Annotated in this window: 27 protein-coding genes; 17 read left to right on the top strand and 10 right to left on the bottom strand. The window is 43.3% G+C overall.

Features of this window, described 5'->3' with window-relative positions; genetic code table 11:
* Positions 1-253 precede the first annotated feature (253 nt).
* Both purD and CEW93_RS03285 read right to left on the bottom strand, forming a co-directional pair.
* Positions 254-1,534 carry a phosphoribosylamine--glycine ligase gene (gene purD / locus CEW93_RS03280; protein ID WP_089540634.1) on the bottom strand — a complete coding sequence of 427 codons (1,281 nt, stop codon included), beginning with the start codon at positions 1,532-1,534 and terminating at the stop codon, positions 254-256.
* A 59-nt stretch (positions 1,535-1,593) separates the two neighbouring features.
* A complete protein-coding gene (locus CEW93_RS03285; protein WP_089540632.1) occupies positions 1,594-2,199 on the bottom strand; it encodes a fumarylacetoacetate hydrolase family protein in 606 nt (201 codons plus the stop codon).
* Positions 2,200-2,333: 134 nt separating this feature from the next.
* Here CEW93_RS03285 and CEW93_RS03290 point away from each other — a divergent pair, with 134 nt between their 5' ends.
* A complete protein-coding gene (locus CEW93_RS03290; protein WP_089540630.1) occupies positions 2,334-2,762 on the top strand; it encodes a WG repeat-containing protein in 429 nt (142 codons plus the stop codon).
* On the opposite strand, the gene CEW93_RS03295 is transcribed toward CEW93_RS03290, so the two are convergent.
* The 4 genes from CEW93_RS03295 to CEW93_RS03310 form a co-directional block, all read right to left on the bottom strand.
* Positions 2,763-3,770 carry an alpha/beta fold hydrolase gene (locus CEW93_RS03295; protein ID WP_089540627.1) on the bottom strand — a complete coding sequence of 336 codons (1,008 nt, stop codon included), beginning with the start codon at positions 3,768-3,770 and terminating at the stop codon, positions 2,763-2,765. It lies immediately after the preceding gene.
* Between the two features lie 17 nt (positions 3,771-3,787).
* Positions 3,788-3,952: a rubredoxin gene (locus CEW93_RS03300; protein ID WP_089540625.1), complete on the bottom strand. Its 165-nt coding sequence runs from the start codon at positions 3,950-3,952 to the stop codon at positions 3,788-3,790.
* Positions 3,953-4,042: 90 nt separating this feature from the next.
* Entirely contained in the window at positions 4,043-5,533 is a 1,491-nt protein-coding gene (locus CEW93_RS03305) for a WG repeat-containing protein (protein ID WP_089540623.1), read from the bottom strand.
* A gap of 57 nt (positions 5,534-5,590) precedes the next feature.
* The gene (locus CEW93_RS03310; protein WP_089540621.1) at positions 5,591-6,508 is read right to left on the bottom strand and encodes a transaldolase family protein; all 918 of its coding nucleotides are present in this window, start codon (positions 6,506-6,508) and stop codon (positions 5,591-5,593) included.
* A 112-nt stretch (positions 6,509-6,620) separates the two neighbouring features.
* On the opposite strand from CEW93_RS03310, the gene xseB reads away from it, so the two are divergent.
* From xseB to lptB, 16 genes are all read left to right on the top strand, one after another.
* Entirely contained in the window at positions 6,621-6,821 is a 201-nt protein-coding gene (gene xseB / locus CEW93_RS03315; RefSeq protein ID WP_089540619.1) for an exodeoxyribonuclease VII small subunit, read from the top strand.
* A 2-nt stretch (positions 6,822-6,823) separates the two neighbouring features.
* A complete protein-coding gene (locus CEW93_RS03320) occupies positions 6,824-7,519 on the top strand; it encodes a TerD family protein (protein WP_089540617.1) in 696 nt (231 codons plus the stop codon).
* A gap of 2 nt (positions 7,520-7,521) precedes the next feature.
* Entirely contained in the window at positions 7,522-8,427 is a 906-nt protein-coding gene (locus CEW93_RS03325) for a lysine exporter LysO family protein (protein ID WP_089540615.1), read from the top strand.
* A gap of 212 nt (positions 8,428-8,639) precedes the next feature.
* Positions 8,640-9,845: a cell envelope integrity protein TolA gene (tolA, locus tag CEW93_RS03330; RefSeq protein ID WP_146416635.1), complete on the top strand. Its 1,206-nt coding sequence runs from the start codon at positions 8,640-8,642 to the stop codon at positions 9,843-9,845.
* Positions 9,846-9,905: 60 nt separating this feature from the next.
* Positions 9,906-10,460, top strand: coding sequence for a MotA/TolQ/ExbB proton channel family protein (locus CEW93_RS03335; protein ID WP_089540231.1), 555 nt, complete (start codon positions 9,906-9,908; stop codon positions 10,458-10,460).
* 8 nt (positions 10,461-10,468) lie between these two features.
* Positions 10,469-10,870 (top strand): biopolymer transporter ExbD, encoded by a 402-nt coding sequence (locus CEW93_RS03340; RefSeq protein WP_089540229.1) that lies wholly within the window; start codon positions 10,469-10,471, stop codon positions 10,868-10,870.
* A gap of 119 nt (positions 10,871-10,989) precedes the next feature.
* Positions 10,990-11,607 (top strand): 6-carboxytetrahydropterin synthase, encoded by a 618-nt coding sequence (locus CEW93_RS03345; protein WP_089540227.1) that lies wholly within the window; start codon positions 10,990-10,992, stop codon positions 11,605-11,607.
* Entirely contained in the window at positions 11,585-12,013 is a 429-nt protein-coding gene (gene tsaE / locus CEW93_RS03350; RefSeq protein ID WP_089540226.1) for a tRNA (adenosine(37)-N6)-threonylcarbamoyltransferase complex ATPase subunit type 1 TsaE, read from the top strand. The genes CEW93_RS03345 and tsaE overlap by 23 nt, the downstream gene beginning before the upstream one ends.
* Positions 12,006-12,776 carry a hypothetical protein gene (locus CEW93_RS03355; RefSeq protein WP_143822784.1) on the top strand — a complete coding sequence of 257 codons (771 nt, stop codon included), beginning with the start codon at positions 12,006-12,008 and terminating at the stop codon, positions 12,774-12,776. Before tsaE ends, CEW93_RS03355 begins: the two co-directional genes overlap by 8 nt.
* 2 nt (positions 12,777-12,778) lie before the next feature.
* Positions 12,779-13,897, top strand: a complete 1,119-nt coding sequence (gene miaA, locus CEW93_RS03360) for a tRNA (adenosine(37)-N6)-dimethylallyltransferase MiaA (protein ID WP_089540221.1) — start codon at positions 12,779-12,781, stop codon at positions 13,895-13,897.
* A gap of 146 nt (positions 13,898-14,043) precedes the next feature.
* The gene (hfq, locus tag CEW93_RS03365; RefSeq protein ID WP_089540219.1) at positions 14,044-14,622 is read left to right on the top strand and encodes an RNA chaperone Hfq; all 579 of its coding nucleotides are present in this window, start codon (positions 14,044-14,046) and stop codon (positions 14,620-14,622) included.
* Positions 14,623-14,741: 119 nt separating this feature from the next.
* Positions 14,742-15,710, top strand: coding sequence for an SIS domain-containing protein (locus CEW93_RS03370; RefSeq protein WP_089540217.1), 969 nt, complete (start codon positions 14,742-14,744; stop codon positions 15,708-15,710).
* A 9-nt stretch (positions 15,711-15,719) separates the two neighbouring features.
* Positions 15,720-16,247: an HAD family hydrolase gene (locus tag CEW93_RS03375; protein WP_089540216.1), complete on the top strand. Its 528-nt coding sequence runs from the start codon at positions 15,720-15,722 to the stop codon at positions 16,245-16,247.
* A 2-nt stretch (positions 16,248-16,249) separates the two neighbouring features.
* Entirely contained in the window at positions 16,250-16,825 is a 576-nt protein-coding gene (gene lptC / locus CEW93_RS03380; RefSeq protein ID WP_089540214.1) for an LPS export ABC transporter periplasmic protein LptC, read from the top strand.
* Positions 16,826-16,827: 2 nt separating this feature from the next.
* Positions 16,828-17,355 carry a lipopolysaccharide transport periplasmic protein LptA gene (gene lptA, locus CEW93_RS03385; protein WP_370511932.1) on the top strand — a complete coding sequence of 176 codons (528 nt, stop codon included), beginning with the start codon at positions 16,828-16,830 and terminating at the stop codon, positions 17,353-17,355.
* Complete coding sequence (gene lptB / locus CEW93_RS03390) at positions 17,352-18,080, top strand: LPS export ABC transporter ATP-binding protein (protein WP_186727889.1); 729 nt, start codon at positions 17,352-17,354, stop codon at positions 18,078-18,080. The genes lptA and lptB overlap by 4 nt, the downstream gene beginning before the upstream one ends.
* Positions 18,081-18,097: 17 nt before the next feature.
* Here lptB and nudC read toward each other — a convergent pair whose 3' ends face one another.
* The 4 genes from nudC to aroQ all read right to left on the bottom strand — a co-directional run bounded on the left by nudC (position 18,098) and on the right by aroQ (position 22,496).
* Positions 18,098-18,820, bottom strand: a complete 723-nt coding sequence (gene nudC, locus CEW93_RS03395; RefSeq protein WP_089540209.1) for an NAD(+) diphosphatase — start codon at positions 18,818-18,820, stop codon at positions 18,098-18,100.
* Entirely contained in the window at positions 18,820-20,496 is a 1,677-nt protein-coding gene (locus tag CEW93_RS03400; protein WP_089540207.1) for a hypothetical protein, read from the bottom strand. The genes nudC and CEW93_RS03400 overlap by 1 nt, the downstream gene beginning before the upstream one ends.
* 232 nt (positions 20,497-20,728) lie before the next feature.
* On the bottom strand, positions 20,729-22,015 hold the full coding sequence (gene dnaQ, locus CEW93_RS03405) for a DNA polymerase III subunit epsilon (protein ID WP_089540206.1): 1,287 nt from the start codon (positions 22,013-22,015) through the stop codon (positions 20,729-20,731).
* 1 nt (position 22,016) lies between these two features.
* Positions 22,017-22,496, bottom strand: coding sequence for a type II 3-dehydroquinate dehydratase (gene aroQ / locus CEW93_RS03410; RefSeq protein WP_089540204.1), 480 nt, complete (start codon positions 22,494-22,496; stop codon positions 22,017-22,019).
* Between the last annotated feature and the right edge of the window lie 64 nt (positions 22,497-22,560).

Below are 22,560 nucleotides of genomic sequence, written 5' to 3' on the forward strand. Positions count from 1 at the left end.
CAGTAATTTTGTATTGGTTTTGCTTGTTTGGGTATGTGTCAAACGATGAATGTCCATAAATTTTATGGTCTATAATTTTGACCATCATACAACACAATAGAGTTAGAATTTTGTAGATATTTGTAAATCAGTCATGTTTGTCAATCATTAATAAAAATTTAGGTGGTATTTTGAGCAATCAGGCATGGCATCGCACTTTAATCACGCGACAAAAAAAGCCAAATACGACATTTGGCTTTTTGGTTTTTTGATATTAACGCCCAATCGCCCGCCAGCCAATATCACGGCGGTATTGGATACCATCAAAAGCAATCGTACCGCACGCTTGCAAGGCACGAGCCTGAGCTTCTGCCACGTCTTTGCCAAGGGCGGTAACGCACAAGACCCGTCCACCATTGGTAAGGATTTGTCCGTTATCGCCTTGTTTGGTGCCTGCGTGAAAGACTTTGACTTTCTCTACACTACCCACCTGTGGCAAACCAGTAATCACATCATTGCTTGATGAGCTGTCAGGATAGCCACGACTAGCAAGCACAATGCCCAATGCCACGTCGTCATGCCAATCAGCCGTTTTGGGCAGATGACCATCAAGCCCTGCCAAAATCAAATCCACCAATGATGATTTTAACCGCATCATAATTGGCTGTGTTTCAGGGTCGCCAAAACGGCAATTAAACTCAATCACATAAGGGTCGGCATTGTCATCAATCATCAGCCCTGCATACAAAAAGCCTGTGTAGGGTGTGCCACGGCGTTTCATTTCGTCCACCACAGGGCGGATAACACGCTCTATCACTTTGTCATGCACATCAGCGGTTACCACAGGGGCAGGCGAGTAAGCACCCATGCCGCCAGTATTTGCCCCTTTATCGCCTTCAAAAATGCGTTTGTGGTCTTGACTGGTTGCCATTGGTAGGATATTATCGCCGTCAATCATACAAATAAATGACGCTTCTTCACCTGCCAAAAACTCTTCAATCACCACACGGCTGCCTGCTTCGCCAAATTTATTGCCAGAGAGCATGTCGTCAATGGCAGCAAAGGCTTCTGTTTCAGTCATGGCAACAATCACGCCTTTGCCTGCTGCCAGTCCATCGGCTTTGATGACAATTGGTGTTCCTTTTTCTTTGACAAAGGCTTTGGCACCATCTGTTTGGGTAAAGACTTGATAAAAGGCGGTTGGTACGTTGATGGCCTGCATAAATTCTTTGGCAAAGGCTTTTGAGCCTTCTAGCTGTGAGCAGTATTTTGAGCAGCCCCATACTTTGATGCCTGCTTTGGTTAAATCATCGGTGATGCCTGCCACCAGTGGTGCTTCTGCACCCACCACCACAAAAGCAATCTCTTCTTTTTGGCAAAAGTCAATCACGGCTTTATGGTCGCTGATGTCCAAATCCACATTGCACAGCTTTGGTTCGTGTGCTGTGCCAGCATTACCTTTGGCGACAAATACGGTGGTAACTTTATCATCTTTGGCACACGCCCACGCCAATGCGTGCTCACGCCCACCTGTGCCAGTTACTAAAATTTTCATGATGACCCCTTGATATGTAAATTTTATCATTATAACAAAAAAGGGCTTATTGCCCTAATTTATTTTATCAGCAGTGTATGACACAGACCGTCCACACACGCCACAAGCCTATCACCTACATTCAATTTCCCCACACCTTTTGGTGTGCCTGTCATGATGATGTCGCCTTTTTGTAAGCCATACAAATCATCCAAATACGCCACTAGGTAATCAAAAGTGTACATCATTTTGTCAGTGCTATCATTTTGGCGGATTTCATCATTGATGGTCAAAGACAGATGATAAGACCGATTGGTAAAGGGCTGAAACGCACCAAGCCAGCATGCTCCTTTAAAGCCTTTGGCTTTTGTCCAAGGCAGCCCTTTGGCTTTGCAAGTATCTTGTATGTCTCGGGCGGTCAAATCAAGCCCCACCGCATAGCCTGCGACTCGTTTATCATCGCCAATCAGTAGCACCAGCTCCGTTTCATAATGCACATTGTCAGAAAATTTTGGTAAATGCAGTGTATCGCCAGTACAGACGCTGCTGTTTGGTTTTAAAAATACCAACGGCTCATCAGGTACGGCATTGCCAAGCTCGGCAATATGTTCTACATAACTGCGACCGATACAATAAATGGTGTTGATGGCATAAGAGACACCATCGGTAAATGTAATCTGGGGCATGGCGATACTTTTGCAAAAATCTTATCATAGCACAAATCAGCCCAATAAAAAACGTCTGTCATAAAAGCATTTGCCACAGCCAATAAAATTATTTAGGATAAAATCATCACTTTATTTATCACTAGGAGCGATTTGTGAAACTTCCCCAACATTTTATTGCTAAATCATGCTTAATACTTGCCTTGGTAGGTGTGTCGGTTATCGCACAGGGGTCATCAAAAATCTGTGAAAAGCCACAAGTTGGTGGTTATGATGATGTTTCTTGTCTTTATGGTGGTTTATCAAAAGTTGAACAAAATAACAAATTTGGTTTTATTGATAAAACAGGTCAAGTGGCTGTTTCTTTAAAATACGATGACGCTCGGCATTTTGGTGATGGTTTGGCAGCTGTGAAGCAACATGGCAAATGGGGTTTTGTTGATAAAACTGGTCAAGTGGTCATACCTTTGCAATATGATTTTGCTGATAGCTTTAACGAAGGTTTGGCAGTGGTTAAAAAAGATGGCGAGTGGCTGACAATCAACAAACAAGGACAGCAAGCAAGCGACCTAGCTTTGCAGTAGCTACACACCCAAGCAATGCTCTTTGACCAAACTGACCAAATACGGCTGATAATACACAGGTAAATCATGAGCCAAGCCGTCCACCGCCACAAATTGGCTGTTTTTGATGAGTTTGGCGACGTGTTTGCCGTGGCTTTGGTGAATCAGCCCATCTTTGGTGCCATGAATGATGAGCGTGGGGGCAGTAATTTGGCGAGTATAAGACTCTATTGAGCCAGTGGCAAGTATGGCATTCATCTGCTGAGCCATACCCAGTGGGTGAAAACAGCGTTGATAGCGTCTGTGAGCCACCGCTCGCGTGCCTTTGATGTCAAGATGACCCGGTGAGCCGACCGCCGTCATAAACCACACAGCATGACGCACCATGTCTCGCTCGGAGTGGCTTTGTGGTTTTCTAAAAAAGGTGGAAAACTGCACAGGCTTTGGTAGTCTGGCAAAGGCACTGTTGGCACTGCTAAATATCAATATCAGTCTATCCACCAAATCAGGATATCTGGCGGACAAGATTTGACCTATCATGCCCCCCATGCTTGCTCCGATGATGTTGGCTTTGGGTAGGTTTAACGCTTGTATCAGCCCTGCAACGTCTTGTGCCATGTCGGGTAGGGTGTAGGCGACTTTTTCACGGGCGTTGGACAGACCAATGGTGTTTTTGGCAATCATTTTGACAATATTGGTGCGGGGCAGTTTGCTTAGGTGATTGATTTTGCTAGAAAGTCCTGTGTCTCGGTTGTCAAATCTGATGACAAAAAATCCAGCGTCCATAAACTGCTTTAAAAAGCCATCTGACCAAAACATCATCTGTGAGCCAAAGCCTGCCACAAACAACAAAGGCGGATTGTCAGGGTTACCCCCAGCTTCCACACACAACTTGATGCCATCACCCACATCTATCATGGCTTGATATAAATGGGGCGATAGGTCAGATGGTTGCCAGTTTTGATTAAATTTTAACCAACTGTCAGGCGGTACACTGGGCAAAGTGGTAAATGGGCTAAACTCACTCATGGCTGTTTGTGGTTTGTTTAAATCTCAACCATTTCAAAATCTTCTTTGCCTACGCCACATTCAGGACACGTCCAGTCATCAGGAATGTCTTCCCAGCGAGTGCCAGCAGGCAAGCCTTCTTCGGGGCAACCGACCGCTTCATCATAAATCCAACCACAGACGATACACTGATATTTTTTCATGGCGACAGCTCTTTGATTGATAAAAATTGGCGTAAGTTTACAACCGTTTTCATTTTTTGTAAAGCCCTTTTTGGTCAGCTTGGTTGCTGGCTAGTTGGCAGATTTTGGTGGCGATGTTTTGCCTAAGTTATTGCCTGTGGGGTCAATCAGATACCAAGTGTCATCCATTTTGGTTTTGATGTAGCCATCATTGAGCGGTCGGTACTGCTCATAGACAGGTGGTGTGATGATGTTGCCTTGGCTGTTTGCTCTGCCGTAGCGATGGTTTTGTTTGATGAATAAATGATTGTCATTCCAATTAACAATCTCATCATAGACGACAGGTAGCAGCTCTTTGCCATCTAAATCAACAAATCCCCATTTATCACCCACACGCACTTTGTAGCCATAATAGGTGGTGTGTGCTTTTGATAGGGTGTATCGCTGGCTGTATAGTGGTTTGATGTCATCAAATGTCGGCTCGGTGATTTGATTGCCATCGGTTTTGATAAAGCCGTATTTATTGTCTTTTTGATAAATGCCAATCTCTTCATCAAAAGAGATGATGGCGTCATAAAGGTGTGGGGTAACAGCTTTAAATTCGTGATTTAATATCAGCTGATGGTTATCTTGATTGGCGATGATGATGTTGCTTTTTTCAATGCCAATCAGGTGGTCATAGATAAAATCAATCAAGACACGATTGTCTTTGTCCACCGCCCCAAATTGCCATTTGTTTCCTTGGCGTTTGGCGACGATAAACAGCACCTTATCACCGATTTTGACAGGCGTTTTGGCGTATAGGTATTGTGGGGGTATCACTTCTTTACCAGTTTTATCAATATAGCCATTTAGGTCTCTTGTCAAAGAAACGACAGCAAAGCCATGATGAAAACTGTCCATGTGTGGATATTCTGGCTTGATGATGATGTTGCCTTGGCTGTCCATCACGCCATGATAGCCTGTTTCATCAGCAAAATAAATGAGATTGTCATTGATGCTGACACTTTTATAAATGGGTGGCAAAATCTCTTTGCCTGCTGTATCAATCACGCCCATTCTGTATGTGTCGTCTTTGACATTGCCATCATTGCTGACGATGGCAAGCCCATCTTCAAAGCGATAAGCATTGCCGTATTTTGGGGTGATGACCATGTTGCCTGCGGGGTCAATATAGCCTGATTTGCCACGTAGGGATACTGCCATACGGTTTTGGCTAAACAGATGCATTTTGTCAAAATGAACAGCAGTCAGCTCTTTGCCTGTCTTGGTGCTAATCAGCCCATATTTGTTGTCAATTTGTACCAAAGCGGTGTGGTGCTCATCATCATAAAAACTGATGTCATCATAACGAATGTCGCTGATGAGTTTACCGTCTTTGTTGATTAAGCCAAATTTGTCTTGATGTTTGATTTGGGCGATGTTGCCATCATCATGAAATAAACAGCTCACCGTGGCGTTTTGTAACTTGGGGTCGCTGATGGTGGGTTTGTGGCAGGTGTATTCTGCCAAGCCGTCCTGATAAACAACACTTGATGGGTTGGCATGGGCGAGCATGACAAAAGATGTCATTAAAATACTGATAATACATGGATATTTCATGATGCTAATCACTTAAAAATCGGTCAAAAAAGCCATTTATAAGAACAGTTGTAGCCATTAGGTAAATAGTTGGTTTGCCAATGCTACTCTGGCTTTGACAAACCCATCAATACCTGATAGTAGTAATTGATTGAGTGGGTGGCTGTTTTGAGTGTCCATAAATTCTGTCATGGTCATCACTGGCGTTTTTGGCGTATGGTTGCCGTTATCAATGAGCTGGCGTGATACAGGTGTGTTCATGCTGGCAAGCTCATCAAGCAAAGCAGGCGAGATGGTCAATAAATCACAGCCTGCCAATGCCAAAATTTGCTCAACACAGCGAAAACTTGCCCCCATGATTTCGGTGGTGTAGCCATGCTGTTTATAAAAGTGATAAATGGCTTTGACAGAGTTTACGCCCATGTCATCAGCGATGGCGATGGTGGGCTTTTGCTGCGTTTGTTTTTGCCAGTCGGTGATTCGCCCCACAAAAGGCGAGATGAGCGTAACGCCAGCGTCTGCACAAGCATGAGCTTGGATGTCTGTAAATAGTAGGGTAAGATTGCAGCCAATGCCTTGTTTTTCTAGCTCTTTGGCAGCTTGAATGCCTTGCCAAGTGGCGGCGATTTTGATGAGAATTCGGCTGGTATCCACACCCAGTTTGTCGTACAGTTCTATAAATTCTAGGGCGTTTTTGATGGTTTTGTTGGTATCAAAAGAGTGGCGTGCATCCACTTCGGTGGAAACTCGTCCGTCTATGTGAGTGAGTATTTGTTTGCCAAGCTCGGCAGTTAGGCGGTCTATGGTTTTGTCATCATCAAGCGATAAGTCTTTGATTTGTTTGATAAGTTTTTCGTGTTCACCTGACAGTAGAGCACTTGTTACCAAACTGGGGTTGGTGGTGGCGTCTTTGGGTTTTAGGCGAGCAATGGCAGTCAAATCACCCGTATCAGCCACGATGGTGGTGTATTGACTAAGTTTGGTGAGTGTGTTCATAAGGTTTCCTACAAAGATTTAGGCGTTAAAATAGCATATTTTCAACACTTTGGCAAAATTAGGCGACTGACTGCAATTATGTTACAATACCGCTTTTATGTCAGGAGAATTCATGAGTACGCCCAGCACTTTTCAAGAAGCCTATCAAATCTTACAAACCAACGCCCAAACCATAGAAAATAGCGATGTGTTAGACATTGATGGTTTGGTGCAGACCGTGGAGCAATCCATAGATGCCTACAAGATTTGTTTGGCTCGCATTCAAGCCGTAGAGCAGGCATTAGATAAGGCATTTGATGATGTTAAGGAGTGAGTATGAGTCAGCAAGATAAAATGGCGTTGCCACAACATTTTGCCCCACAGACTTTGACACAGCTTGGGGTGGCAGGTGTTAGCTTGATTGCATCTATTTCTTATATGAGTACATCCTTTAAAAAAACAGGCATGAATGCTTTTTTGGGGAGCGTTGGGCGTAAATTGCCCGCTATCAAAGGTTTTACCCCTGTCAAGCAAACCATGGTGGAGATGGATTTGGATTTGTCTTGTGTGGTGTTAGATGACAACAAAAAAGCAGTCCAAACCATTTGGTATGGTCAGTTACGCAATGATGATGACAGCATTATTCATGTGGGCGATGCGTTGATGGGGGCGGTGGATTTTGAGCAAAGTTTGCACCATCAAGAAGAGATTCATGTGCGTTTGCCTAAGCTGCCAAGTTGTGCTTGTGAGATGTTGTTTTTTGTCAGCAGTTTTCATGAGCATAAGCTTTGTTTGGCAAAAAAAGGCATTTTTCGTCTTAATGACAATGAAAATACCACCATTCATAAATATTCTGTGGCACATTTGCCCAAAGAAGCAACGGCTGTTTTGGCGTGGCATTTGATTAAACAAGGCGATGATTTTTTGGTAAAAGCACCTTTGCTGCCTGTTGTTGTTAAAAACAATACACCAAAAGTATTTAAGCAAAGTTTGGCAGAATTTGCTGAAAATATGCACAAAAACAACGGATAAATATGCAAAATTTTTTTACATTAGTGCTGATTTTGTTGCCGATGTTTGTGGGCTTTTTTTTGCCAAATACGCCCCATCTGACTAAAAAAGCCGAGCAAGGTTTAAATTATTTGGTATTTATCATTTTGGGCGTAATTGGCATTGAGCTGGGTTTTGTGGAAAATATTTCCCAAAAAATCGGCGGTATTTTGATGTATCTGGGGTGTCTACTTGTCCTAACGATAGGATTTGGCAGTATTGGACTGCTTATTTTTGAAAAAATAACCACTTACCCCTACCAAAAAAGCACCAATGCAACTTCATCATCTCACCATGTATTATCCAGTCTGATACAGCCTGCGTGTATTGGTGTGGGTTTTGTGCTGGCAAAAGCATTTCCTGCCATTCATCTGCCACAACATACCATCACCATTTTATTAATGCTACTGCTGCTGTTGGTGGGTATTTGTCTTAGGGGGTCGGGCGTTGGTCTAAAACAGGTGATGTTTAATCGCTATGGCCTAATGATGAGCCTTGTGTTTATGGGGGCGACACTGGCAGGAGGCGTGGTGTTTTCACTGTTGTTTCATGAAGTGTCGCTGTGGCAAGGCTTGGCGTTGGCATCGGGTTTTGGTTGGTATTCATTATCAGGGACGGTGATGACGGACGCTTATGGGGTGATTTGGGGGAGCGTGGCGTTATTTAATGACTTGGGGCGTGAGATGATTGCGTTGTTATTTATTCCTTATGTCATGCGGTATTATCCCACAATCGCCATAGGCTTAGGTGGCGTAACCAGTCTTGATTTTACGTTGCCAACCTTGACACAGGCGGGCGGTATTCAAATCACGCCTTTGGTGGTCAGTTTTGGTTTTATTACCAATGTGGTGTCGCCGATTTTAATGGTGGTATTTAGTGCCATGGGATAATATTACACAATCATAAATATATGTTACAAAATATGACAAAACCCTAAAAATTATTTATTTTACCCTTGTTTTTTCGCAAAAAATCACAGATAATATACATCTGATAATTGTTATCGTTTTTATTTTGAATGTGGTTTTTAAAAGCAAAAGATTACCATCATCTGATGGTATTTTTTTGGTGATGGTAGTGTGTTCAATTTTGGGGCATTTACATGAATCAATTGGGTGAAAATTCTGCAAAATACACTGCTTTGGCGGTTGCTGTGGCGTTGGTGGTGCATGGTTTGTCTGGGGTGGGTTTGGCAACCATGAAAATGCTCACCATTGAACCGCCTAAAAACACCCCACCCATTGAAATACAAATGCTGACCATCACAAATCATGAAGAGTCTCCTGAGCCACCCAAACCTGTGGTCGCACCTGTGGTAACACCAAAACCTGCTCCCACTCCAAAACCACCTGCTCCTGCCCCTGCTCCTAAGACCCAAGCAAGTCCTGCTCCTGCGATTACTCCGCCACCTAAGGCAGAACCAAAAAAAGTAGAGCCACCAAAAAAAGAACCCATCAAGCAAGAGTTACCTAAAACAGAGTCTAAGCCTAAAACAGAGCCTGATATTAAAAAAACTGAACCTAAAACTGAGCCCAAGATAGAGCCAAAACCACAATCAATAAAGCCAGACACAACTAAGGCAAATTTACTGGCTCAACAACAAGCTCAAAAAGATTTTGCCATTCAACAGCAAAAACAGCGAGAAGAACAAGAACGTTTAGAAAAAGCTCGTGCAAAAGCCGAGTCGGATGCAAAAGCCAAAGCTGATGCTGAATTAAAAGCAAAGGCTGACGCTGAGGCGAAAGCTCGTGCAAAAGCCGAGTCGGATGCAAAAGCCAAGGCAGAAGCAGATGCTCGTGCTAAGGCAAAAGCCGAAGCAGATGCTCGTGCTAAGGCAAAAGCCGAGTCGGATGCAAAAGCCAAAGCTGATGCTGAGGCAAAAGCTCGTTCTGAATCAGGTAAAGGTCAAGGTGGTAAAGGCAAAGACGACCAGAGCAAAAATAAAAACGATGGTAATGATAAGGGCAATAAAGGCGATAAGGGCGATAAAGGTAATGGCAAGGACAAAGACTCAGGTGGTGGCGGTGAAATAAAAGGTCAAGACCTAAGCGGGCGAGCAAATGCCAACTGGAAAAGTAAGCCAAAATTAAAAGGCTTAACATCAGATACGGTTAAAAGTGGTACCATCCAAGTAACGGTATCCATCAACGCCAAAGGTAGCATTACCAGTGTATCTTTTGCAAGTACGGGTGATAGAGAGTTGGACAAACAGATTAAAAGTGCCATCAGACGGGCAAGTTTTCATCCCTTTAAAAATGACAAAGGTCAAGTGCTGTCAGGCACAGCAACTTTCCCTGTTGTATTTTGATGATGGTTCATCAATTACTGTTGGGCAAGCGGTTATTTTAATTAACAATGAGGTTTTATCGTGGATTTTGCACATTATTGGCAATATACTGACGCGGTCAGTAAGACATTATTTTTTATTCTGATTATGTTATCTGTGGTGTCGTGGATTGTGGGTGTGGCTCGTTTGCTCAAATCTCGCCAAGCTACTACCGCCATCGCCAGCGACCTAAGCCAAAAAATCGCCAGCGATACCAAAGGTCTGGATGGGCTTAACTTTGCTCAAAAAAAGACCATCACCGAGCAATTTTTGTTAAAGCACATTGCTAATTATCGTTTTGAGCTAGAAAAGGGTTTGCCAATATTGGGCACGACTGCTGCCATCGCTCCTTTTATTGGGCTGTTTGGTACGGTATGGGGGATTTTTCACGCCCTACACTCCATTGCTAAAAGCGGTCAGGCAGGCTTGGCTCAGGTGGCAGGTCCTGTGGGTGAGGCATTGATTATGACGGGCTTAGGTTTGGCGGTAGCGATTCCTGCGGTGGTGTTTTATAATATCATCACTCGCATGAACAGACGAGCCATTCATCAGGCAAATGATACCGCTCATCAACTTCTGGCAAATGTGGTGCGATAGGGGGCGATATGGCGTTTGAGCTTGGTGATAATGACAATGGGGGCATGAATGAGATTAACCTAATCCCACTCATTGACATTATGTTGGTTTTGATGATTATTTTTTTGGTAACTGCTACGGTGCTTAATCCAACCGTGCCACTTGATTTACCAAAAACAAGTGCCGAAGTTAATGAAATGCCACCTGATGTGCTACAAATTAGCATTGATGCTGATGGTCAGATTTTTTGGGATAAAACACCGATGAGTTTAGAAGAGCTAGAAACTCGCTTTGTCCAAGAAGCTGCCAAAGGCAAAGACCCACAAGTGCATTTGCGTGCTGATAAAGAAGGCAAATACGACATGGTTGCCCAAGTGTTAGCCACCGCCAGCGGGGCAGGATTGACCAAGATTGCTTTTGTCAATGAATAGTACGGATAAATCAAAAGCACATCAAACCCTTACAACAAGTAAGGGTTTATTTTTGTAGAAAAATACTTTTGATAAACCAGCGTTTGTGATACACTTAAAAATTTAACCATATAAAAATCATGCGTATCCGAAAACTGTTTAAATTTGAAAATGCCCATATCGTGCGTAACTGCACATCACAGCGTTGTAGTCGCTCTATTCATGGGCATAGCTATCAAGTAGAGCTGATTTTAGAAGCTCATGCTCTTGACAACGGACAAATGGTCTATGATTTTGGACTACTTAAATCACACATTAAAGAGCTGATTGACAGCTTTGACCATGCCATCACCTTTTGGGACAAGGACAACACAGACTACATCAATGCTTGTAAGGCGTTTTCAGCACGTTGGGTGAGTTTGCCAGTGTCGCCATCTGCTGAGCAGTTTAGCCGAGTGATTTTTTATTGGGTGGATTGTGTTTTAAAAAACACCATCACCCAAAACGGTGAGAAAGATGTACAAATCTACTCGGTCATTGTCCATGAAACTGACACAGGTTATGCCCAATGTTTTCGTGAAGATGTAGAAAACGCTCGCATGGGCAGACTGTCGCTAGACATGTTTGAATTTAGTGAACAAGTCAAGGCGGAGTGGAGCGATGATAAACTGTTTGATAAATTAAAACGTGGCGAAAAATTTGTCAATCCATCACCATTAAAACAGGTAAAGACAGATGACCACAGTGATTTTAAATGACGAAAACGATACCATGCGTCTGGCGTCTGCCCTTGCCAGAACCAATCCGGTTGGCAGTCTGTGGCTGTCAGGGGATTTGGGGGCGGGCAAAACGACTTTTACTCGTTATTTTTTACAGGCACTGGGTCATACAGGAGCGGTCAAAAGCCCCACTTATACTTTGGTTGAGCAATATTGCATTTGTGATAGGGCGGTGTATCATGCTGACCTTTATCGGCTGAATGACCCTGATGAGCTTGATTTTATTGGTTTTTTTGAATATTTTGATGAGCTAAATTCGCTGGTCATCATAGAGTGGGCAAGTAAAGCCGAGCAGATTTTGCCAAAACCTGATATTACCATAAATATCACACGTCTTGATGACGACAAAAGACAAGTTGAGATAAGTGGTATCCGTCTTGAATGATATGACACCCACGCCACCCAATAACCGTTTGACGGTTAAACGGTCAAAATATGGTATTTTTGTTTTTTCCATCTTAGGATTGGTAGCATTGATATGGGCAAAAGTACCACAGTTATTTTTAACAACACTGGTGATGGCGTATGTCATCTTCGATGGTGTGGCTGATGATTACCAATACCATCATTTTTTAACATGGCAGACTCATCAGATTGAGCCCAATCAACACTATGTATTAAGGATTCATGAGCGATATGATGGCAACTGTGATGTTGGATTTTGGCTGACTGATGACCTAAATGGTGTGGATTTTAAAACCACACCATCAGTATATTTGCACCAAAGTTTTAAAAAAAATAAACACAACCTGCCTTGTGATAAGCAAGAAAGTTTTATTTTGATAGACCATGTTGCTATGCTAAAAGCAAAAAAACTTGATGGTATGCATTTTGGGGTTTTTACACCGCAAACTCATCATTATCCTGAGTTTTCATCAGAATATTATTACCATTTTGTCTCTGCTAGGGTTGCTGACAAAAATCATCTGTTATATGGAAAAACATTGATAGCAAGTAGTTTGCCAACTAATGAAAGATTGCAAAGTAAGATAAAGTATTTTTCTTTGGTTGCGTTGGTGTTATTGCTTTGTACCTTTTTTGCTTACCAAGTCATGATGGGAATAAAGCACAAGTGTTACAAGCTGATTTTTTGGCTTGTGCCTTTGACGTTTTTGATTTGGTTGTCTGTTACCACCTTGCTGATTTAATTATGAATTTATCTTATAAAAATCTGCCTGATAATACCGTGTTATCCTTGATTGCGCCTACCGCCAGTGGCAAGACTGATTTGGCGTGTCGGCTGTATGATACAGGCAAGTTTGAGCTGATTTCGGTGGATAGTGCCTTGATTTATCAAGACATGAATATTGGCACAGCAAAGCCCACTGACGATGAGCTAGCAAGCTACCCACATCATTTGGTCAATATCATCACGCCAACACAAACTTATAATGTCGCAAGTTTTGTTTTGGACGTTGAAACGCTCATTAAACAAATCCACGAACGTGGCAAAATACCGCTCTTGGTCGGTGGTACAATGATGTATTATATGGCACTGTTTGACGGTTTGTCTGCCGTGCCTGACACCGACCCTGTCATTCGCCAAAAAGTCATGGACTGGTTACAAAGCGATGGCATTGGTGAGTTATATGCGTATCTGCAAACTTATGACCCCAAAATCTGTGAGCGTCTTAAATTGTCTGACACCCAAAGAATTACCAGAGCCGTAGAAGTGCATTTGCAAACTGGCACGGCAATGAGTCAGTGGCAACAAAGCCCAAAACGTGCCATCAGCCAAAATCCCAATCAATATTGGCTTGCATTGTCGGTTGAGCCACAGCGAGCATGGCTGCATGAGCGTATCGCCAAACGCCTTGATATGATGTGGGCGCAAGGCTTGGTTGATGAAGTGATTGGTTTGTTATACAAATACCCAACACTTAAGCCTGATATGCCATCCATGCGGTGTGTGGGTTATCGGCAAGTGTTGGAATTTTTGGCGATAATGGGGCATGATGTGATGCACATATCGCCTAGCTGGGAGCGATTTGCCACAGATGTACGCCAAAATTGGCAAAAAAATACCAAAAACAGCAAAAATCCCCAAAAAATACTTAAAAATTGTATAGATATGGCTTGCCAAGACATGAAAAATAAGGCATTATATGCTACAAGACAGCTCGCCAAACGTCAAGCCACTTGGCAACGTAGCCTTGCTCGTCTTAGGACGCCAACAATAACAGATACCAATCAGGACTTTATGACACATTCACCTGTTAAGGTGTCATTTCATTGCATAAAAGAAGTAGAAAAACATTTATTGCCTTAGCGTGTGTTCGGCTTTTATGGTGCTTGTGTGATTTACCAAAATTTTGGTCATTTGGATGAACTTTTTATATCAAATAAAACATCAATCATGGCACATTTAACATTGTTTGGCTGTTTGTTTTACTGCTGATTTATTTGGAGAATATCATGTCAAAAGGGCAAAGTTTACAAGACCCCTTCTTAAACGCACTTCGCAAAGACCGCATCCCCGTTTCTATTTTTTTGGTAAATGGCATTAAACTACAAGGTCAGATTGAATCTTTTGACCAATATGTTGTATTACTCAAAAACACCGTCAGCCAAATGGTTTATAAGCACGCCATCTCAACGGTTGTTCCTACTCGCAATCCACGCACGGACGGTACTACCCCAAATGCGTCATATACCACAGCAGGAGCGGTGGGTGTGATGAGTGGTGCTGGCTATCAATCAGCCACAAGCTATCCAAGTACTACTAGCCAAGGCTTTGAACGCACAGGGTTTGGTACAGGCAGCACCCGAGCGATTGGTGGGTTTACTCGCACGCCAAACACAGGTTTTGAGCGTCAAGGGGGTTTTGACCGCTACCCACAAGGCGTGTATGATAATCGTCAAGGTTTTGACCGTTCAAGCTATGAAGAGCGTGGTTTTGATGGCAAAGGTTTGGACAAAAGTGATAATCGTACCTTTGATAGAGCGAACTTTGATAGTAAAGATTTTGAAGACAGATTTAATACGGACAGTTAATTTTGTTAGCACGATAAAGCCCACCTTGTGTGGGTTTTTTTGTGATGGGTGGTGGTAAAATTGGGTAAAAACGTTTGATTTATGGTATCATAACGGCAAAAATTTTGTGTGATAATCAAATGATGACGGATGTAGATTTTATTGGGCTTGCCAAAGAAGCCATCAATACCGAGCAACACGCCCTAGAACTTTTAAAAAACGAGCTTGATGAGCGATTTGTGCGGGCGTGTCGTGCGATTTTGGCGTGTCGTGGTCGTGTGGTTGTTACAGGTATGGGTAAATCAGGGCATATTGGACGTAAGATTTCAGCCACATTGGCAAGCACGGGCACGCCGGCGTTTTTTATGCACCCTGGTGAAGCAGGGCATGGTGATTTGGGCATGCTGGTGGCAGGTGATGTGCTGATTGCCATTTCAAACTCTGGGCAGTCTGACGAGATAAAAATGCTCTTGCCTGTCGTCAAACAGCTTGGCATACCGCTGATTAGTATCAGTCGTGATAAACGGGGATTTTTACCACAATCAGCAGACATTGCTTTGACTTTGGGGCAGTTTGAAGAAGCCTGTCCGCTTGGACTTGCTCCCACGTCTAGCACCACAGCAACGCTGGCTTTGGGAGACGCTTTGGCGGTGGCACTGCTTCATGCTCGTGGTTTTACCAGTGATGATTTTGCTTTGTCGCACCCTGCTGGGGCATTGGGGCGTAAATTATTAACGCGTGTGTCAGATGTCATGCATACGGATGATTTACCAACAGTTGGTGTAAACACTCCTTTAAATGAAGCGCTATTTGCCATGACAGGTGGGCGGCTTGGGCTTGCGGTGGTGGTTGATGATGATAAAAAAGTGGTGGGAATTTTTACCGATGGCGATTTACGCAGACAGCTTGCTGGTGCTGTGCCTTTGACGGTTAAGATTGGCGATGTCATGACAAAAAATCCCAAAACCACCACGCCAAATGTGCGAGCATCTGATGCTTTGACCTTTATGAATCAAAAAAGTATCAGTCAGTTACTGGTGTTAGATGATGATGGCAAATTGCAAGGCGTGATAGCATTGCATGACATTTTAGCCAAAGGCGTAAACTAAGGACAAATAATGACGGCACTTACCTTGACCCAAAAACTTCAAAAAATCAAGCTGTTTGCTATGGACGTGGACGGCATTTTGTCAGATGGGCGGATTATTTATAATTCATATGATGTGGAAACCAAAGCTTTTTATGTGCAAGATGGCGTGGGTTTAAAGGGTTTGGCAGATAGTGGTATTATCCTTGCTATCATTACAGGTCGCTCATCACCCATGGTAGAACGCCGTGCCAAAGAGCTTGGCATTCATCATGTCATACAAGGCAAGGACGATAAATTTACTCAACTGGATAAGCTGGCGGTGTCATTAGGGCTTGAAATGAACGAATGTGCTTATATGGGTGATGATTTGCCCGACCTAAAAGCCATCAAGACGGCAGGTGTGGGCATTAGCGTACCAAATGGTTGTGATGAAGTGCGTCAAGTGGCAGATTTTGTTACTACTAAGTGTGGCGGCATGGGAGCGGTGCGTGAAGCGTGTGAGCTGATACTAAAATCACAGGGGCGTTATACGGCATTTGTGGCGGAGTTTGAATAGGCATGAACGCAAAGATTTTGGCGGTGTTGGGTGTGATGGCACTGATGGTGGCAGCATGGTTTTTTTATAAAGAAGATGTGTCAGTCAAGCCTGCCACCCCAGAAGTGCCCACCACTTCTTATGAGATTACTGAGATTAAAGCGGTACAAACCAGCCCTGAAACAGGACAAACCGAATACACGCTAACTGCCGATTCATTGGTAAAAAATGCCCAAGGCTCTGATGAGATGGTGAATGCAAAAATGGACTGGACACCGCCCAATGCTCAAAGTTACAACCTAACCGCCAACAGAGCAAGCCTAGACCAAACCACAGGCGATTTGCGTTTGTCTGATGGCTTTGTGCTAACTCGCAAAGGTGATGATACCAAAGCTGACATGGTCATCAAAGGCAATCTTTTGATGGGCAACACCAAAGAACGTACTGTCAAAAGCGATGAAGCAGTTACGGTAGAACAAGGCGAAGACCGTTTTTTGGCACAGGGTTTTGTGGCGGATTTGGCACAAGGTGAGTATGAATTTTCTCAGATAGAAGTACAATTTAGCCCGCCCAAGCGTGAAGACAAACCATTATTTTAATTATTTTTTTGGATATTAACATGAAGCGTTTTATGATGTTCGCCACGTTGGTGGCAAGTGTACCCATGATGGTACAAGCTTTGCCTTCTGATGCCAATCAGCCCATTCGTCTGCTGGCTGACCGTGCCACGTATAGTGAGCGTACGGGGGTAACCACTTATTCAGGCAATGTTACCATTGAGCAAGGCACGCTAAAAATTGCTGCTGATAACATTACCCTAAATTTAGATGATAAACGTAGCATAAAAACGGCTGTCGCCACAGGTCGTCCCGCCACCATGCAACAAGTGGTTACCAAAGAAAAGGGGCTTGCCAAAGGTCAAGCAAATAAGATTGATTATAATGCTGTAACTGGCATCATTACTTTGACAGGCAACGCCAAGCTGACCCAAGCGGGGGCGAGTTTTTCAGGCAATACCATTCGTTATAGTTTGAAGTTGGGCGATGTGGAAGCCAATGCAGGTAGTGGTCGCCGTGTGGAGTTGGTGTTTCCGCCTAGCAGTGGCGATGGCCATGTGGGTATACGCTGATGCTGACTTTGAGTATGCGTCATTTGGGCAAACGCTATGGACAGCGTTGGGTGGTCAAAGACGTGTCATTTGACATTGAACAAGGTCAAGTGGTAGGGATTTTAGGACCAAATGGGGCTGGCAAAACCACCAGTTTTTATATGGTGATTGGGCTTGTGCCGATGGATAAAGGGCAGGTATTTTTTGGTGAAACAGACATCTCAAAAAAAGCCATGCATGAGCGAGCAAGTTTTGGGATTGGTTATTTGCCCCAAGAAGCTTCTATTTTTCGTAAACTCACCATTGAACAAAACATCTTGGCTATTTTGCAAACTCGTCAGGATTTGGATAAAAAAGCACAGATTGCCGAGCTTGAAAAATTAATGAGTGAATTTCATTTAGAACACGTTCGTACTTCACTTGGTATGAGCGTTTCAGGCGGCGAAAGACGGCGGTGTGAGATTGCCCGTGCATTGGCGAGCAATCCTAAATTTATTTTGCTTGATGAGCCATTTGCAGGCGTTGACCCCATTTCGGTGGGCGACATCAAAGAAGTCATCACCACTTTGCAACAGCGTGGGATTGGTGTACTTATCACCGACCATAATGTGCGAGAGACCTTGTCCATTTGTCAAAAAGCTTATATCGTCTCTGAAGGCAACATCATCGCCCAAGGCTCACCAACAGACATTTTAAATAATGAGTTGGTACAAAAAGTGTACTTGGGCAAGGATTTTAGCGTTTAAAGCATAAAAGACCACCATCAGCCATCAGATGAGCAAATTTTATCAATGATTTTGCGAGCGATGGTGCCTTTTGGGGCGATGGCAGGCAAGTTGTCTATGTCAAAAAAGCGAGCATCAGCAAGCTCATCAGCTTGTAAAACAATATCTCCTGAGTGATAGCGAGCGACAAAACCTACCATCAGATTGCTGGGATAAGGCCACGCCTGACTGCCTGAGTAGTTTGGTGTGTTTATTTTTATACCCACTTCTTCTGCCACTTCACGACATACTGCCATCTCCAAAGTCTCACCCATTTCTACAAAGCCTGCAATCAAGCTATAAATACTGGTATGACGATGATGTTTGGCAAGTAGGATTTGTGTTTTTTGGGTGGTGGGATTTGGGCGTATTACGGCGGTAATGACACAAGGCGAGATGATGGGGTAGCTGTGATGATGGCAGTTTGGGCAAGTGTGCGAAGTGGCGGTTAAAAAAGCCGTCCCACAATAAGAGCAGTATTTGTGCGTATTTTGGTGATGAATCTGTTGTATGGCACACGATAGCTGACAAGCAAGATGAATGTCTAGCGAGCTAACAAGCATACGATAGCTGATGAACTCACCTGCTGACAAATCTATGTTGAGTGCCAAGGCACTTTGATGGTCAATGGCTGTGCTGTCTGTGGGGATAAAATGGCGATGGGGCAAACCATCTTGACAATAGACACTTTGCCCATCAATAACCCATGCCCATGTAGCCATCAAGCGGTCAGCAGTTTATTGAGACTGCGTTCACTCACCAAAAGGGCTTGCTGATTGGTTGGGCGGTTTTCGGTGAAGTTTTCGAGCTCTATGTCTGCCGTTACCAAAACATCTGCCCAGTGGCGAGTCAGCCAAGACAGCTTGTCGTTTGGCATTTCAGTCAGTCTATTTAATAATCCTGTCTCTAATTTATGAGCAAGTTTGCTAAGCTGTTTGGAGACAGATGGCATTTGTAAAAAGGCGGTTGCTCCTGAGACTTGGCGGATGAGCTGTGGCGTGGCTTGTAGATTGTCGTTTTGCTGGTTGTTTAGAAAGTCGCTTAATACTGATGAGATGTTAAGCAGGTTATAGCGAGCTTCTTTGACAAGGGTTTCATATGCCACATCTAATAAGTGCAGTGAGATGTCTTGGTCGTGTCTTTGGAATTTGATCGCTTTTGGTGTGTGTGTTTTTGCCAAAAAGATGGCAGCGTTCTCAGCAATAAGTAGCTTATCTAGTAGAGCATCTAGCTCATCAAGCGTGGGTCTCTCCCAAGTGCTGACCTGCTTGCTAGCTTCCATCAGAGCATCACGAGCATCTGTCAGCTTTAATAAATGTAAAGTTTTAGCAAGTGTCATCAAGTGCAAAGCGATGTCTTTGGGAGTAATGGGTTCGCCATCTGCCACTTGTCCATCAGTGCGAACAAGCGTATCTACTTGGCGTTTGATGCTTTCTATCTCTTCTTGAACCAGTGTATTTATTGTAGAGACAATCTCACGGTTTGGACCAAACAAAAAGCGTTGCATTGCTTTAAACTCATCGCCATTAATCTGATTTAGGGCGTATTTTTGAGTGGCAAGCAGGGCAAATTCCACATCTTTTTGGCACGCCATGCTGACCATTTGAGCAAAACGTGTGTCATTGACATCAGCATGATATGACAGCTGTTGTTCTAGATAAATTAAAATGCGTTTTTTGGTGTTGCTAAGTGGCAAATCTTGGGCGATGTCTTGTGTCAAAGACTTGGCGCTTTGCCAAAACAGCGTGTCTGAATGTGTCGCAATGGTTGCACAAACTTGCGATAACCCTTGGATTTTTTGTAAATCCTTTGCTGATGGCGTGCCTTCTTGGTGAGACAGTAGCACAAATAAACCCTGACGGTACGCCAAAATCAATGCCTTTGTGTCTAACCCAAGACTTGATAAAGGGGCGTATTGTTCTTGGGGGTTGGAGATGACCACGCTATGACTTTTTTGGCGAAGTGTGTCGTTGGTAATGGGGTTGCCACCTAAATGCTTGCGTAGTTTGTTGATGATGTCTAGCAGTAAAGCAGGCTGCAACTGTTCTGTCAATAGCGTAAATTCTACATAGCGGTCAAGCACCATCACCGCCTCAGAGACATCAGTCATAAAGTCTTCTTGGTCATCTTCTGCTGATTGACTGATTTTGGCGTAGGCTCTTGATAGGGTGCAAGCCAAAAAGTCTGCTCCATCAAAACTGATAAGGCTAAATACCTTAGAAAGTTGGCTAAGATTTTTGGCGGAGTCTAGCAATAAAGGAGCTTGACTTGCGTCATCATAAAATTCTCTTAAATTGACCTCAGCGTCTTTTAAAACCACGTCAATTTCATGATTTAGTAGGTGTAATGATGCAAAGTCAAAGTTGGTGGAGCTATTCGTCTGTAATGGTGATGTCATAAGCAACCTTTGTTAAATGTCTGATTAAAAAATAGACGTATGTGTGCATTATAAACAGGTTTTTATCAAAACTGCAAGTGTATTATTAAAAATTTTTAACATAGTGTAAGTATTTTCCTATTCTTGTAAGTTTTTGTAACAATTTAGTAAATGACCTATTGTATCATTTAATGATAATAAAAACGAGAATTTTATCTGTTAAAAATGACCTTTGGTAAGGTTTTGTGTCGGTTTACGCCTTTAATACCGTTTGTCGCCAAGCCAAATCAGCGTTGTCATCGGATTGAGATTGAACCAACATGGACGCATATTTGCTCAAATCACTAAAATGAACCGCTTGGGTTTCTTGGGTTTCTTGGCTGTCATCTTCTATGGCAAGAGCAATCTGACCACTGGTCATCGCCAGATACACTTCTGCCAAAATCTCTGAGTCCAATAATGCCCCGTGAAAGGTGCGGTCTCTTTTGCCTACATCTAAACGACGAACCAAGGCGTCTAAGCTGTTTTTTTGACCAGGATAGAGTTTGCGGGCCAATACGAGTGAATCGGTAACGTCCACCGTCTGCAAAAAATCATCAAAACCTGCTTTTTGAAACTCCATCTGCAAAAAGTTCATATCAAAGGTGGCATTATGAGCGATCAGCTCTGAGCCTTTCATAAACTCATACAAATATTTGGCAACATCAGAAAATCTGGGTTTATCACTCAAAAACTCATTACTGATGCCATGAACTTTGATGACTTCGTCGTCCATAAGTTTGTCAGGATTAAGATACACATGAAGTTGTACCCCTGTAAACTTACGCCCCACCATTTCAATGATACCTACTTCTACAATGCGGTCGCCCTTGTCGGCATGAAGTCCTGTGGTCTCAGTATCCATGATAAGCTGACGTTCTGACTTGTCACGGTTAATGGGGTCAGGAATTACTGCCCAAAAGTTAGGGTTTAGCCGAGACGTATCGCCATCATAATCAGGATTTTGCTGATGGTGTCTGGCAAATTGATGTGGTGTTGATGGCACAGATGGTGGCGGTGGGTCATTAAAATTATCCGCTTTAATAAATTCATCACCTGTGTCTGATACACCCAAATTTGCCAAACGGTCAGCAGTTTCATTGCCCAAATCCCCATCATGACCTTTGACCCATTGCCAAGTAATATCACGATTTTGACAAAGTGTGTCTAATGTTTGCCAAAGGTCTAGATTTTCAGGGGGATTTTTGTCTGCTTTTTTCCAGCCGTTTTTCTTCCAGCCTGCCAGCCACTTGGTCATGGCGTTTTTAACGTAGCCTGAATCGGTAAAAATCGTTAAAGGTTGGTTGGCAGGTGTATTTTTAACTGCAAGTATCGCTCCCAAAATTTCCATGCGATTATTGGTGGTGTCTTTTTCGCCTGACCATAGGTTATGAATGTCGCCATTTGGGTAGCGAATATGAGCCCCATAACCGCCTTGACTGGCACCATCTTTGCCATTACCTTTACAAGCACCATCTGTATATGCCACAATCGTTGTCATGTTAATTATCCTGTGTTGATTGATATAGATGGGTTAAAAACCATTTTAAAGCCATGTCATAGCCAATATCGCCCAGCCCACAGATGACCCCAACCGCCTTATCTGAAAAATAAGAATGATGACGAAATGGCTCACGAGCATGAATGTTGGATAAATGCACTTCTATAAAAGGTTTGTTGCACGCAAGCAGGGCATCTCTTAGTACCACAGACGTATGAGTAAAGCCAGCAGGATTGATAATCACGCCATCAACACACTCATTGCCAGCAAACAGTCCAAACTCACCTAAGGCATCTACAAGCACGCCTTCATGATTGGACTGGATAAAAGTTAGGCGAACTTGGTGGGCGGTGGCGGTTTGATTTAGGCGATGTTCTATGTCAGATAGGGTGGTTGAGCCGTAGATGTGGGGTTCACGTTTGCCAAGTAGGTGCAGATTTGCCCCATTAATAATGAGCAGATGTCGGTTAAGTTGAGTCATGGTGGTGTCCTTAATTGATGGCGTATTGTAACAAATTTAACACGTGTTTTTAAGGGGTTTGTGT

Origin of the sequence: Moraxella sp. VT-16-12 (assembly GCF_002224245.2) — a bacterium.
Lineage (GTDB): Bacteria > Pseudomonadota > Gammaproteobacteria > Pseudomonadales > Moraxellaceae > Moraxella.